Here is a 14985-nt window from a genome sequence, read left to right on the forward strand (position 1 = left end):
GATTGATTTTTAATCCAAAAGAAAATAAACCAGGCACTAATCAATAAAGGGAAAGGAGGAATAAAATTAAAAAACACATAAATTATTTTATTCATTAAAAAAAAGGAGATCTGAGAGTTCATTACAAAACACTGAAAAGGTTTTATTCATTAACTGGAGGAAATTGAAATGCAAAACGGCAAAATGATTATCATTTTTATGCTCATGGTATCCGCATCTTTGTTCGCACAGGATGTGGTTGTGCTTGAACCATCCGACGGCAGCGCAGGCACCTTTCTCAACGAGCAGATTGTTGCCGACACAACGGCCACCGGTGGTTTACTGCCAAATCGTGTCTACGAACTGCAAAGAGGTGAGGTTTATCTTGTCAATGCTACTCTGAGGATGGCACAACCCGGCGAAACCCTTCGTTTGCGCGCTCAGGATGGCGACGGCCCATTGCCGGAAGTTTATATGTGGGAAACAGGCACAGGTGATAATCCTGAACGTCCTCCCGGATATTTCATTCGTACACAAGGTGGCGATCTTGAACTAACAAATATCGCTATCTCTGGTTATTATGAGTATGAACCGGAAAAATTGGACAACATTCAGGGCGGTCTGCTTAGAAATGATGTTGAAGGTGCCTCTTTCTTCTTGGACGGTTGTATTTTCAAAAGTGTCAGAGGTCAGGTCATGCGAGTCAACAAGAACGCGGTGACTGTCAGTGTGACCAATTGTATCTTCGCGGATCTTGGATATTTGCTCACCTCTAATTTGGGCGCCGGCAAAGGGATTGATTTGCGCGAAAGCGAAATCGTTGAATTTATCATGGAAAACAATACGTTTGTCAATTATCAGGACCGAGTGGTTCGTCATTACAATTGGGGAGATCCTCTCGAAGGTACCGGCCTGATTCATAAAGGGCGTATTAATCACAATACCATCGTGAATGGCATGGGCTATCATGGCCTGCTTTCTCTCGGTAATGTAGGCGCTTCCATGCAAATCACCAACAATTTGTTTATCGATGCCTTTGGCCTGGGTGAAGATTCCACAGATGCTTCCCGTGCGGCTGAATGGGCCAACACCGGTGAAGTTTATGCAAACGGCAACAACAAGATTACCTGGATTTTCAGTGCTCCCAATGATGTCACCCAGTGGGATATCAGCAATAACTACTTTGCTATCAGTGATTCGGGTCAGGCTTTCCTGGATGACTTTGATTTTGGTCCGGCGCCTCGGCTGTCGGATCACATTAAAGGCAAATTAGGCGCTGCTGCCGCGGATGCTTTTACACAAATCGACATTCAACTTTCCGATATACCCGATATGATGACCAATTTAATGCGCTGGTATGAAGATCCAAATGGCGGCAACAAGTCCAAAGTCACGGATAATTTTGACAAGACCACGGATGATATGGACCGTCAAACACTGGTTTATTATCGCGACACATTCGACTGTTCCTATGCCACAGGATCGGCTGCCTATACAGGCGCAGAAAACGATTATCCGGCAGGTGATCTGAACTGGTTCCCGGATAAAAAAGCTGAATGGGAAAGCGATATTACCGTTTCCGTAAAAGACTCAAGATCCATGCCGGAACAATTCATACTGAAAAATAATTATCCAAATCCATTCAATCCATCAACGAAAATCAGCTTTAATCTGCCTAAATCAGATATGGCAACTTTAAGCGTATACAATATGCTGGGACAACATGTTGCCACTCTGATCAATGAAAGATTGGATGCCGGATATCATGAATTCAATTTTGACGCATCATCACTTTCCAATGGCGTTTATTTTTACAAATTGGTATGTGGTGATTTTACAAGTGTTAAAAAGATGATGCTAATCAAATAAGTTGCATGTTCTTTCTTTGTCCAAAATGACCAAGCCTGGGAGTGCCGTTTATTGGACACTCTCAGGTTTTTTATATACGCCAGGTTGTTGAACTCTATGAGTCGCAAAGAAAATTTTGAACCTGTATTTGCCAGTACAATCAAGGATAAATTCTATGAAAAAGGAATCCGGTCTCTTTAATTTTCGCCTGCTTTTGCTTTTTGTATTATTCGGTGTCATTATTATTTCCTGTCAGGCGCCGCCTGATTCCAGGGCAGGTTGGCATCAACTTCCCGCCATCTTGAATCAAATCGTTGCCCCTGAATTTCCCAATCAGGAATTCGTAATCTTTGATTTTGGCGCTCAAGGAGATGGCGTTACTGATTGTACGGAAGCATTCCGTAAAGCTATAAATGCTTGTCATGTTGCGGGTGGGGGCCGAGTACGTATTCCTGCTGATGTCTTTTTAACAGGCGCCATTCATTTGAAAAGCAATGTCAATTTACATATTGAAAAAGGCGCGACGGTATTATTTCACCAAGATATCAATAAATATCTGCCTGTGGTGTTTACACGGTTTGAAGGTGTTGAGTTGATGAACTTTTCTCCTTTTATATATGCCCACAATCAGGAAAATATCGCAATCAGCGGAGAAGGCATTTTAGATGGAAACTCAGACAGCACAGCATGGTGGCCGTGGGCTGGTAAGACATTATACGGGTGGAAAGAGGGAATGCCATGCCAACGACAGGATCGTGACAGTTTGTTTGAAATGGCTGAAAAGGGTATTGCGGTTGAACAAAGGATTTTTGGAAATAATCACTATCTGAGGCCCAAATTTATTCAGTTTTATCAATGCAAGAACATTCTTATTGAAGGCAATTTACTGAATCATGTGACTGATTTACATTTGGAGGATGTAACGATAAATGGTATTTAACAATAAATTAAATTCCCCTTTGATAGCAATTACCCTCGTTTTCATCGGAGCAATCATACTCAATGGACAACAACTCTCATTCCCGGGCGCTGAGGGATTTGGCCAGTATACTTCCGGTGGCCGTGGTGGACGAGTGATCGAGGTTACGAATTTAAACGCTTCGGGTCCAGGAAGTTTTCGGGCGGCCGCTCAAAAAGTTGGTCCGCGAATCATTGTCTTCTGTATCTCTGGAACGATCCCCCTGGAATCCGAACTCATTATTGAAAACGGCGACCTGACCATTGCCGGGCAAACAGCTCCTGGAGACGGCATTTGTATCAAGAATTATCAAGTAAACATAAATGCGGACAATGTAATTGTGCGTTACTTACGTTTTAGACCTGGTGATGAAAAGCAGAAAGAAGGAGACGCGCTCTCTGCGATTTTTCAAAAAGATATCATGATCGATCACTGCTCTTTCAGTTGGGGCAATGATGAAGTGGCCACCGTGCGTGACAATGTGAACGCCACAATGCAGTGGTGCATGATCAGTGAAAGCCTCCACCATTCCTCGCATCACAAAGGCGATCATGGCTATGGCGGCATCTGGGGCGGTATGGGCGCGTCATTTCATCACAATCTTCTGGCGCATCATACCAGCCGAAATCCGCGTTTTCACGGAAGCCGCTATCATGGAAAACCGGAAAGAGAATTGGTTGACTTTAGAAACAATGTGATTTATAATTGGGGATTTAACAGTGGCTATGGTGGCGAACAAGGACAGCAGAATTTGGTCGCCAACTATTACAAGGCAGGTCCTGCCACAAAAGAGGATTCATTGAAATTCCGCATTGTTGAACCCTGGGATAACCTGGGCAAATGGTATATTGCTGATAATTATATATTTGGATTTCCAGAAATCACAATGAACAACTGGTCCGGGGGTGTTCAAGGCAAAAATTTAAATTCGATTCGGGTTGATCATTCCTTCCCTGCGCCTGCTATTATACAACAAAACGCTGAAGAAGCCTTTCAATTGGTGTTGGCTCAAGCGGGAGCCACTTTACCAAAACGCGATGCAGTGGATCGCCGCATTGTCGAAGAGGTCAGGTCCGGAACGGCACAATTCGGAGGCATCTGGGGAGAGCACACAGGAATTATCGATTCTCAAACGCAAGTCGGCGGTTGGCCCGTGCTTCGATCCAAAAATGCGCTTGCGGACACAGATCATGACGGCATGCCAGATGTTTGGGAGCAAGAGAACGGATTGGATATTAACAATCCCAAAGACCGCAACGGTGATTTCAATGGTGATGGGTACACCAATTTGGAAAAGTATTTAAACAGTCTGGTAAAATTAAAGTGAACTTTGAACAAGATGAGTATCATTCAGCAATTGAAAACGGGTGGGTCCCCGATAAAAACATTCGGGGACGACATTTTTCCTTTTTTAAAAAATTTGCCAAGTCCAGTCGCTTGTTTTTTCCAAGGTTCAAACTATCATTCTACAAACTTTAATGTATTTAGAAAATTGCCATAAAAGATTTAATCCTGAAATATCAAAAGCACACCTCCTTGCTTCGATCAAGGCATAAGCTTGTGAATTTCAACACTTGCTGTAATGAACGGCCCGACACCTTTGCCGTCATTGCTAACAACCTCTTCATTGACATAATAATTAAAAGATCCATCTAGGCCGTAGCTCAGTCCGGCTGATCGACAGATTTGATTCAAATTTAGTGTTCCGTCAGGATTTTCACTGACAAACTGCTCGATAATTCCTTTATAAGCCTGGTCTGCCACCTGGTGAAAAGAGTCGTCCAGATATCCTTTTTTCTCACACCTTTGGCCAGGGCATAGGTGAACATACAGGAAGCGGAAGTTTCGAGATAATTCCCCGGTTCCTTTGGTTTGTCCATGATCTGCCACCAGGCTCCGCTTTCTTTATCCTGAGTTTTTTTAATGGCCTCGGCCAGTCGGGCCAAAATATCAATCAGCTCTTCACGCTGCTCGTACTCTCTGGGAAGGATTTCTATGACATCCACCAGCGCTATGGCATACCATCCCATCGCGCGCGCCCAGAACTCTGAGGATTGGCCGGTTTTGGCATCTGCCCATTTCCGGGTCTTTTTTCATCCCAGCCGTGATATAACAGGCCTGTCCAGGGATCGCGGGTATGTGTTTCCGATAATTTGAATTGCAGCACGACATCATCGTATATTTCGGGTTTTTGAACAATTTCCCATATTCCGCGTAAAACGGCTCGCCCATATACAGACCGTCCAGCCACATCTGGTACGGATATTTTTTTTATGCCAGAATCCGCCCTCCGAGGTACGCGACTGCTCTTTCAATTGTGTGTACAGCAGGTCTGCGGCTTTTTTGTATTTTTCATCATTGCTTTCCTTGTACAGAAACAAAAGCATGCGGCCCTCATTGATTTCATCGATATTGTAATCATCAAGATCATAATCATCGATCGAGCCGTCCGGGTTTACCGAAAAATCAACACTGGATTTGATATACTTGAAATATTTACGTTCTCCGGTCAATAGCCAGAATTCCTCAAATCATCGCAAAACCGTGCCGGTCACATAATCTCATTTGTAATCATTATCCGGATGCCTGACAATTACGGATTCCGCCATGCGTATTCCCCCATTGCAGTCCTTGGGACGGCAATTGGCTTTTCGGGTGCACAATAAATGCCTGCAGCCACACAAACAAAAAGCAGTATAATTATCGGATAGAATTTTTGTTTCATCTTTATCTCTGACCCTGCGGTTTTATGCATCTCCGCTTCGCGGTAGCATAAAAGATAAAAAATCGTTCTTTGACAACTGAATACATTTTGCTATAAACCTCTTTCTGATTTAGATTGAATTACCTAACTCTTAACAATCACACATCAAAGGAGGATTATCATGTCAAGGCTCGTAGAAAAATTAAAGATTGAATTGTCGTTATTCAATTACAGCGAACGTACCATTACCATCTACAGCTATCATGTGGCAAGATTTCTAAAGACGATTCAAAAAACTGTTGAATCAGTGACCTTATTCAACAGTATCTTTACAACATAAAACGGTTAAAAAGGCCAGCCAGGCCAATCTGCCACAGGCCTTTAGCGCGATCAAAATAGCTCGTTGGGCTCATATCCGCCGGTTGGCGGACAAGTCCTCCAACCGGCGGACGCAGGTTCAAATCCTGCCCGCGCTACTAGAGTAAAAAGGAGATTCAGAATGGATCTCCTTTTTGATTTTCACAAATTATAGCCCCCTGATACTCTCACTGGTCTCACTGGTTCCCAAATTTCATTTGGGAACCCATTGCACAAGAAACTTTGTTTCTTGTCTCCCTTTACACGGCCTCTATACCCCACGCCCCGACTCTGTACTCCATCCCGCATATCAAATTATTCAAAAGAATACGTAATGAACAAGAGTGTTTATACGTAATGTCACGGGGAAAATGATCATGTATGGATAAACAAGGGGGCTCCTGCTGCGAGGGTTTCCTCCCGCCTAATTTATTCAGCTCGGCCCGTTTGTCTTTTTACAGCCCGTTTTCATCGCACAGCAGATGCAAAATACAGCAGTGCCGGAATCCATAGTAATGTCCCATTCCCGCAGAGTTTCGGAGTGATTTTTTTGCAGTGCAGCATCCGCGTTATTTTAATCTATTTTAATGGGGGGCGGCATAGCTTTATTTAACAATAGTTTATTATGGTTGCAACATTATTGGGAAATGTGTGGGAAAAATACGGGAAATGAAAATAATTCTAATTTTTTTAGTAAAGCTCAAGCAGGTAAAATAGTTGACATGTTTTGCTCATAGATGAATGACGTTCTTTGATATGTCAGGTTTTTGATGACCAGGGATTGTCAGGATTCATATCGAGTGGGCTGATGATCTCTTTGGGATGTGGGCATTCCAGCATTTTTGTATAGATCATGGTGGTTCGCACATCACTGTGTCCTAAAAGCTCCTGAACGGTGCGGATGTCATATCCGGCTTTGAGCAAGTGCGTTGCAAAGCTTTACCCCATGAGATAAGTAAGCATTTCCTTTTTCTGAATATATTTTTTTTAAACGTAAACTTTTTGATCTCATTTGTAATCAATACAACCTATCTCACGGGGTAAACATGCGTTTCATGCAAATGATAACGACGGCAAGTTTCCGTGTCCGGAATGCGGGTTAACTGCTTGGCGGGAAGAAAGAACTGCCGGGCCAGTTCTTTGGCGCTGTTTTTGTATTTTCGTTCCATTTGATCGGGCATAAATACGCCGGCATAATTTTTCGACAGGTCATGTTTGTGCAGTTCTTTGACGCGACGCAGATGCTCCTGCAGATCCGGTATAATTTTTTTGGGCAATAGGACTTTTCTAAACTTGCGGCCTTTGCCAAATACGGTGAGTGTTCCATTGTCAAAATCAAAATTATGTACGCGTAGATTGATAGCTTTGCTTAAACGCAAACCACAACCATAAAGCAAATAAATGCAAGAATATTGGATTTATTTTTAGCATGTTGTGAATATTTACCGCAAAAAACGAGGTAATATCGCAGCCACTTTAGAAAAGACGGGATTTTATCAACTGTTATTTTATTATTTTTTAAATATTCAAGGCAATGTTTTCTGATGGATTCCGGTATGTTTAGCACCCCTGTTTTCGTTTATCATTAAATTTGAAGTGCTAAACGATCTATTTAGCACTCAAGCGGAAAAAATTTATTTGAAAAAAGCAAATATTTTTATTGATTTTATAAACTATTTTGAATAGTTTCTTTTGAATTCTCATCAGAAACTTTATACTTACTGGTTATGTGGTATAAAGCTTAACTGTTCTAATGTGAGGAGGTCAGGATATGAAAAAACTTATGAGGTCATTTGTTCTATTAGCATTTTTATTCTTTAAATTCGGTGCAACGAGTATAGTTATAGGCCAAGTAGAGATCCCATGTCCAGATTATAGTAATTCAAATACAGATTGGTGGCTGTATCAATTTCAAGGCTATCCAGACTACACAAATCATAATTGTGGGCCCGCCTCAGCTGCAATGGTAATTAATTACTTAAAAAATAGAGGAATTACTACTACTTATCATGAAGTCATCTCAATTGATTACCCGGATGTCCATTGCTATGCGAGGTGGAATTATTGTCAAGGTAACGGACACCACGGTGATTCAACTTGGTTTGAGAATTCAGATTGGTCTGTTCCAGGGGCCAAAACTGCCCAAATTCAGAATGCTCTTTCATTTGAGGGTATAGAATCACGTACTCTTACAGGATATGATTGTCTAAATGATGGAACAGGCATAAATAATATTCAAAATGCACTAGACCAAGGGAAACCTTGTATTTGTCTTGTGGCTCCAATGTATTACAGAGATGATGTAACAGAATATTTTAGCCATTGGATAACTGTTTATGGTTATGATGATAATCATATATATCTAAATGACCCAGGATATCGCACAGGGCAAGGATTCAAAGCTAATAAATCTGATTTTGGCAATGCTTTATGGAAAGTACAAGAACTTTCAACCATAATTATTGTCGAACACACAAATATTAATTCTGATCTTGTTGCTTATTATCCTTTTAATGGCAATGCTAATGACGAAAGTGGACACGATAATGATGGTTCTGTGTATGGTGCTACTTTGACGACCGACAGATTTGGCAATGCGGATTTCGCTTTTAAGTTTGATGGTCTGGACGATTATATTAAACTTGACCAAAACCTAGATTTTGATCACGAACAAGAACAGACTATTTCAACATGGATCAAGGTTGATACCATTATAGGTTATAGAGGAACAATTTTCTCATCTGCTAACTCTGGAATATGGCCTTTTGGTCAGTATTTATTATTTATATATGATTCCTATCAAGTTCAATACCATGTTAGATATCGCGAGAATTTTAATCAGATTTTAATAACTGATGAGAGAATTAATAATGCTTGGAACTTAATAACGGTTTCAAAAGATAGTCTAGGCATACTAAGGGCTTACATAAACGGTCAATTAGTAGAAATATTCGAATCTTCGCCTGGTTTTAATACCCCTGACGTATATTTTGAAACAGTGATAGGAGCATATAGAAAATTAGATGGATATACTAACTTTTTTTGCGGCTCTATTGACGATATTCGAATCTACAAGCGAGCTTTGTCAGACGGAGAGGTTCAGACCTTATATAGCGAAATAACTGAAGTTACTAAAAGTTCTACTATGGCCCCATCTAAATATTCTTTATATCAAAACTATCCGAATCCATTTAACAGTTCGACCGTAATTTCATATACAATATCAAATCCAGGTTTCGTTACTTTGGAAGTATATGATTTACTTGGAAGAGAAGTTCAAACATTAGTAGAAAAATTTCAAGAGACGGGTATATATTCAGTGAATTTTCATTCGGATAATATTCCGAGTGGTATTTATTATTACAAATTAAAGCTCAGAAATAATTTTATAGAAACAAAGAAAATGTTACTTATCCGGTAAAGTGATACGATCAGATTAAACCATCCATGGTATTTTGATATTATTTAAAGCTTTGGATACCAGAAATTAAAATACTCTTTTCAGCATTATAAACAGTAAAAGGTAGTGACTGACTAATTCGATGAATGCTCTCCTTATTATTCTTGATTGTATTTATTTCAACAATGTCATTTTGCACATCTGGGTAAACTCTCCAGCTTTTATTTTGTAGACATAAATGCCGGCCTGCAATTGCTCTGCATTAAATTCCTGCCTGTAAAAACCGGGTTTTTGATATTCGTCTACAAGTGTTGCTACTTTTTCACCCAGGATATTATAGACTTCTAGTCGCACATGAGTTGCTTTTGTTAGATGGTATGTTATGATCGTGCCCGGATTAAATGGATTGGGGTAGTTCTGATGCAGTGCAAAAGTTGCGGGTGGATTTACCCGGAGCGATGTAACAGGCGAATAGGAAAAAGAAGCATCCAGATTGATTTGTTTCAAACGATATATATATTCACCGGGTTCACTGATAGTTTCGTCCATATATTCATACACAATCATGCTATTAGAGGTTCCATTGCCTTTTATAAAGGCGAGCTTTTCCCAATCTCCACCTTTTTTATCATTTGCTCTCTGGATATCAAATCCGGCATTGTTCGATTCCGAACGGGTTGTCCAGAGTAATTTAACATGTTCGCCAACTTGTTCTGCATTAAATTGAATAAATTCCACAGAGGTAGCAATACTGCCTTGTAAAGGAATATTGATCTGTGAATGATCCGGATCATTGCATGCCAGATTTAATAATGCCGTTTTATCACCCGCTGAGGTGGGCGAAAATCCAATGTTCATAGTATGAGTGGAGTCCTGTTCCAGATTGAATGGAGCTGCCCCGCTTTGAATAAAAAACTGACTTGAATCCGCTCCTGTTATTTGTGATTTTGAAACGGTGAGTAGTGCTTTACCGCTGTTCAGGATGTGAATAGCGCTGAATTGAGAACTGCCAATCGCTGTATTATCAAACTGGCAGGCCGTAGGAACAACATGAACCTCGGGAACATACTCAATACCGTTGCCAATTAATGCAATTTCTTCCTTACTTTCGTCCGGATCGTCACTGACGATATTCAGTATGGCATGTTTTTCACCGGCTGATGTCGGAGAAAACTGGATGTGCAAATCATGTGATTCATTGACAGATAGTGAGAAACTGGCATGATTATTGAAAAACTTGAATTGATCCGAGTGATCGCCCGAGATTGATAGGCTTGTTACATTTAGTGTTGAGCCACCGGCATTCAGAATAGAGAGCATTTCTGTTCTGGATTCCTCGATTGCAAGCTCTCCAAAATTTATTTCATATCTGCTAATGGAAATCTCCGGTGGTTCAGCCTCTCCGGTTCCAACAAGAGTCAGTACTTTGGGATTTTCATCCGGATCATTGCTGTAAATTTTGAGATATGCAGTTTTTTCACCGGCTGTTTGCGGACGAAATGAAATAATTAATTCATGAGTGTAATCCGGATTAATGCTAAAAGAACCAGCCCCCTCTTTTATGGAGAATTGGTCAGATTGATTTCCATCGATTGAAACGCTGGAAATATTTAAAGATTTTTCACCCGTGTTATGAATTGAAAATGAATGATCTTTTGTTTCATTAACTTTGACAATCCCAAAATGATAACTTGATGGTGAAACAGCGATATCGGGCGGATCAAGTTCTCTGGCTTTGATAAGCACCACATAATTGCTGATATGTGTACCATCAAAGACAGCCCCCGAGGCTTTGTTTCCGCCAAGTTGAATAGTACCGCTTTGAAACTCCTTTTCCCATAGATACAAGCGTTCCACTTTAACTTCCGAAACACCGATGCTTTGACCTGTATTGGAGAATTGCTGTGTAATCCAGCTTGGTTTGCTGATTGCCCGGCCATCATAGGCTATATAGACAGTAACATCACGACTGGCATCAAATGAAATAAACGGATTCGATGTTTCTTCCTTGTCATCATTCGCTGTTTGAATCCAAAGCAATTTTTCAAAGGCTGCGGGAATGTTCGAAATAGTATAGTCGCGGTCAATGTAATATGGATCTCCTTCATCCAAAGAGTCAGCAATATAAGTGCCTGGTGACAGATTAGTGATTATATTTGTTTCAGGTTTTGGTCGTGCGGTCAACGAAACGGATACAGTCTGAGGACTATTGGACGCATTTGAATCTTTTATGGTAATAACAGCACTGTAATTTCCCGGCGACAAATCGGACGTAGTATAATGAATGGTAATGATGTCGCTTTCACTTGCCAATACGCCTGAATTGGGAGTGCAGGATAACCAGGAACAATTATCACGGATGCTATAGGACAGCGTACCGCCGCCTGAATTCGAGATCTCAAAGCTTTGATCCAGAGCGTTATGACCCACAATACAGGTGTTATTCAACGTTTGCGGCGATCGGGAAATTTCCGGATCTTCCTGCGCCGATGTAATCGTGAAATAGTGGTCACTTTGATCAATAGGAAAACCATCATAATCAGATATTTTAATCAGACAGTTGGATGATGGTTCGTTAGGAACAGTCCATAGATATTGCCCGTCATCGGATGTGCCTGATACAATAGTATGCCAACTTGTTCCAGAATTTGTCGAATATAGTATTGTGACCGCCCCGCTTGTTCCTTCTGAATCCCATCTGATAGAATGCTGACTTTTAACCTGCCAGGTTTCACCACCATTGGGACTAGTGATTGAAATAGCAGGTTCTGAGGTGATTTCAAAATATTCACTGCTCTCCGCTACAGGACTACCATCAGTGTCTGATAGTTTTACAAGGCAGTTTGTTGAAGGTGTATTGGGAATCGTCCAGCGGTATTGCCCGTCATCCGATGTGCTTGATGTAATAATTGACCAGTTTGCACCCGCATTTGTAGAATATTGTATTTTGACTGTACCGCTCGTTCCGCTTGATTCCCATTCGATCAATTTTTGCTGTCCGACTTGCCAGGATTCTCCACCATTGGGTTGGATTAATGTGATATAATCATTTTGACTGATTTGCACTGTTATTGTATTCGACCAATTAGACACCACACTGGTATTATGCTGACTCCTGGCACGGGCTTTGACGGTTTTGCTTCCCGGGCTGGTGAAGCTATGAGACCGCGTCGAAGAACCCCAACTCGAAAGAGTTCCATTATGCCAGTCGAATTGATATTCTACACTATGGTCTAAATTGCTTGCCGCACCGCCTGTAGAAAATGACAGGCTTTCTCCGACCTCACCGGTGGATGGACCTGTCGGTGTTGAGGGGGTGGAAACTGTTTCCATGGTTTCATCAAAATAGGCTGTCACTTGTTTATCCTGATCCATGATTACGGTTTCAAAGTTTTCAGCCCCGCTTAAATCGCCACCCCAGTGGTCAAATTGATATCCTTGGGCACCAAAGGCCTGGAGTGTTACGGATTCATTGTATTCAAAATTTGTCTTGTCAGGTGATTTGGCAACCGTTCCACTGCCGGCCGGATTAACGGCGATGGTTAGATTGCAATATGATATGGATACGGTTTTTGCACTCGACCAGTCAGAAACCACGTTTGTATTGACCTGGGAACGGGCTCTTGACTGAATTTGAAAGCTTCCGGAGCTGTTATACGAATGATTGCGGGAAGACGCACCCCAGGAAGATGTATTCCCATCCCCCCATTTATATTGATACTCGACTGGATTTTCCAGATTGCTGCTGGAACCACCGGTTGAGAAGGACAGGGGTTGTCCGACTTTGGCGGTTGAGGGGCCGCTTGGACGATTGGGTACAGTAACATATTCTTCTTGCTCAATGGAAAAACTAAAAATATCTGACCAATTACCTATGGGTTTACCTGAACGGACGCGCCAATAATAGGTATTCCCTGGATTCAGACTCTCGTCGATTTGAAAATATGTATTTAAAATGTCATATTGAGTTTTTACTTTATTACTAAAATTAATATCTTTTGCTATCTCAAATAGATAGTTTTCTGCACAGGAAACTGAATTCCATTGAAATGTGGGTTGAGTTTCCGAGATATTAGAATTGTTATTTGGAAATTCTAATTCGGGGGCATTCAAACCATCAAAATAAAAAGTCCATTCTTCAGAATAATCCGACCATTCTCCGTTTACGTAGGCTTTGACTTTCCATTGGAATTCACCCTCATCCTTAGGATGATAGTCGTAGCTTGTATTGCCATTAGAAGAACCAGATTCAAAACTTGTCCATCCTGGTGCTTTGATGTATATTTTGTAATTTGAGGCATTAGGTACTGGTTCCCATTCGAAAGTAATTTTGCAGGATTGATGGCTGTTATTATTAGGATATAATAACACTGGCTTTATTGATGCAATAGTTTCAAAGCTTAGTATTTCACCCTCTGCCCATCCACTGTTATTTTTTGCCCATGCACGAAAATAGTATTGAGTTCCAGGATTGAGATTTGAGAGATTAAACCAAAATAAATCGCCAGACACATTAATATCACCATAATAACTTGAGCTAGGATCGTCTGATACCCAATTATCTGAACTCCAATTATTATCGTTTTCACTTGTTCCCCAATCAAATCTTCTTTCAGTTATATTTGAGCTGCCATTATCTGTGATTTTGGCATTGAGAATAGCAGCGGTTTTAATAATCGCCGATGCAGGTTTAGTTTCTACGGTAGGTATTTGTGCAGAACTCCCAAAATTAAATGAATTATAAAAAATATAAGAGTAAAGATAATTGCCACCATAACTGCCTCCCCAGGTAGCTCCGACATATGGAGTATAAACATACAAGTCTGCAGTTGCAATATTTGTTGGTGTTACAAATATACCATCTTCAGAAAGTTTTGTAATATCAACTCCCCATCCAATTTTTTGTCCGAATGTTTCAATTTCCTGCCAGTTTTTTCTTAATTGCCATGTTCCAGCATTTATTTGTTGTGCAAATCCATAGAAACTTGGATCTTCATAACCCATTGCCTTTAATAATACTCTATCATCAGGTTTAGAATTCATGTAGATCAAGGATTGTTCTTTTTGAAGAGTAGTAATTATAACTTGAGGATTAATTTTATCAGGTGTTATGTCATAACTGTGATAATTTTGAGATGCGTTAAAAATTATTTCAGCAGCACTTCTAACTACACCATCAATATCTTCTGTTTTAAAATCTGATAGAAAACTCCCTCCATTCACAACATTTTCCAGAAAATATTGAATGTCACTAATACTCATTGATTGATAATTTAAAAAGTCATCATTTGATGTTACATAATTTTTTGAATATTCAGTAAGTTTTTGCTTTTTTAGACTTTCCTTTGATCCTAAATCGATTTCAATGTTTTTAATTATATAATTTATCAAGATTGTATTTTCTTTTGTTAATGCCTGTACACGAATATCAATTAAATTGCTGTTAATACTTGAAATATTAAGTGTAAATTGTGTTTGAGTAATAAATTGTTTATTTATTTTACTCCATTTATCAGATTCAATTTCTTTCCAATATATATTATAATAGCTGGCTTTTTCGGTATCCAACCAATAAATATACACATCCTTGATTGTGTGCCATACCCAAAGATTTTTGCTTTTATTAAAAATAACAGCATTTTGTTCATAGCAAAAAGCTGGTAACAGACTTGAAATTATTGTAAAGAATAAAATTAAAAGATTAATGTTTTTTGTTCTAGACATAATAATCCTCTTAAA

10 protein-coding genes and 1 pseudogene are annotated in these 14985 nt (G+C 40.1%); 5 read left to right on the forward strand and 6 right to left on the reverse strand.

Annotated features, from left to right (window positions below; all coding sequences use genetic code 11):
• The first annotated feature begins 168 nt into the window (after positions 1-168).
• The 3 genes from U5R06_02015 to U5R06_02025 all read left to right on the forward strand — a co-directional run bounded on the left by U5R06_02015 (position 169) and on the right by U5R06_02025 (position 4112).
• On the forward strand, positions 169-1848 hold the full coding sequence (locus U5R06_02015) for a T9SS type A sorting domain-containing protein (protein MDZ7721616.1): 1680 nt from the start codon (positions 169-171) through the stop codon (positions 1846-1848).
• 154 nt (positions 1849-2002) lie between these two features.
• Positions 2003-2767, forward strand: a complete 765-nt coding sequence (locus U5R06_02020) for a glycosyl hydrolase family 28-related protein (GenBank protein MDZ7721617.1) — start codon at positions 2003-2005, stop codon at positions 2765-2767.
• The gene (locus U5R06_02025) at positions 2757-4112 is read left to right on the forward strand and encodes a pectate lyase (GenBank protein MDZ7721618.1); all 1356 of its coding nucleotides are present in this window, start codon (positions 2757-2759) and stop codon (positions 4110-4112) included. The genes U5R06_02020 and U5R06_02025 overlap by 11 nt, the downstream gene beginning before the upstream one ends.
• Positions 4113-4330: 218 nt before the next feature.
• On the opposite strand, the gene U5R06_02030 is transcribed toward U5R06_02025, so the two are convergent.
• From U5R06_02030 to U5R06_02040, 3 genes are read right to left on the reverse strand one after another with little or no spacing between them, the layout of a single operon-like run.
• Positions 4331-4549: a glycoside hydrolase family 88 protein gene (locus tag U5R06_02030; protein ID MDZ7721619.1), complete on the reverse strand. Its 219-nt coding sequence runs from the start codon at positions 4547-4549 to the stop codon at positions 4331-4333.
• A complete protein-coding gene (locus tag U5R06_02035; protein MDZ7721620.1) occupies positions 4483-4815 on the reverse strand; it encodes a glycoside hydrolase family 88 protein in 333 nt (110 codons plus the stop codon). The genes U5R06_02030 and U5R06_02035 overlap by 67 nt, the downstream gene beginning before the upstream one ends.
• Positions 4797-4952: a hypothetical protein gene (locus U5R06_02040; GenBank protein ID MDZ7721621.1), complete on the reverse strand. Its 156-nt coding sequence runs from the start codon at positions 4950-4952 to the stop codon at positions 4797-4799. Before U5R06_02040 ends, U5R06_02035 begins: the two co-directional genes overlap by 19 nt.
• A 718-nt stretch (positions 4953-5670) precedes the next feature.
• On the opposite strand from U5R06_02040, the gene U5R06_02045 reads away from it, so the two are divergent.
• The gene (locus U5R06_02045) at positions 5671-5829 is read left to right on the forward strand and encodes a hypothetical protein (protein ID MDZ7721622.1); all 159 of its coding nucleotides are present in this window, start codon (positions 5671-5673) and stop codon (positions 5827-5829) included.
• Positions 5830-6605: 776 nt separating this feature from the next.
• Here U5R06_02045 and U5R06_02050 read toward each other — a convergent pair.
• A pseudogene (locus U5R06_02050) lies at positions 6606-6785 on the reverse strand (tyrosine-type recombinase/integrase).
• Between the two features lie 89 nt (positions 6786-6874).
• Positions 6875-7243, reverse strand: a complete 369-nt coding sequence (locus U5R06_02055; GenBank protein MDZ7721623.1) for a tyrosine-type recombinase/integrase — start codon at positions 7241-7243, stop codon at positions 6875-6877.
• 374 nt (positions 7244-7617) lie between these two features.
• Between U5R06_02055 and U5R06_02060 the strand changes: the two genes are divergently transcribed.
• Positions 7618-9267 (forward strand): LamG-like jellyroll fold domain-containing protein, encoded by a 1650-nt coding sequence (locus U5R06_02060; GenBank protein MDZ7721624.1) that lies wholly within the window; start codon positions 7618-7620, stop codon positions 9265-9267.
• Between the two features lie 153 nt (positions 9268-9420).
• On the opposite strand, the gene U5R06_02065 is transcribed toward U5R06_02060, so the two are convergent.
• Positions 9421-14970: a choice-of-anchor D domain-containing protein gene (locus tag U5R06_02065; GenBank protein ID MDZ7721625.1), complete on the reverse strand. Its 5550-nt coding sequence runs from the start codon at positions 14968-14970 to the stop codon at positions 9421-9423.
• Between the last annotated feature and the right edge of the window lie 15 nt (positions 14971-14985).

Source organism: candidate division KSB1 bacterium (assembly GCA_034521575.1).
GTDB lineage: Bacteria > Zhuqueibacterota > Zhuqueibacteria > Residuimicrobiales > Krinioviventaceae > JAXHMJ01.

Coding starts and splice junctions, on each gene's coding strand:
- U5R06_02015 (MDZ7721616.1), top strand. CDS start 169: ATGCAAAACGGCAAAATGATTATCATTTTTATGCTCATGGTATCCGCA.
- U5R06_02020 (MDZ7721617.1), top strand. CDS start 2,003: ATGAAAAAGGAATCCGGTCTCTTTAATTTTCGCCTGCTTTTGCTTTTT.
- U5R06_02025 (MDZ7721618.1), top strand. CDS start 2,757: ATGGTATTTAACAATAAATTAAATTCCCCTTTGATAGCAATTACCCTC.
- U5R06_02035 (MDZ7721620.1), bottom strand. CDS start 4,815: ATGGGATGGTATGCCATAGCGCTGGTGGATGTCATAGAAATCCTTCCC.
- U5R06_02045 (MDZ7721622.1), top strand. CDS start 5,671: ATGTCAAGGCTCGTAGAAAAATTAAAGATTGAATTGTCGTTATTCAAT.
- U5R06_02060 (MDZ7721624.1), top strand. CDS start 7,618: ATGAAAAAACTTATGAGGTCATTTGTTCTATTAGCATTTTTATTCTTT.
- U5R06_02065 (MDZ7721625.1), bottom strand. CDS start 14,970: ATGTCTAGAACAAAAAACATTAATCTTTTAATTTTATTCTTTACAATA.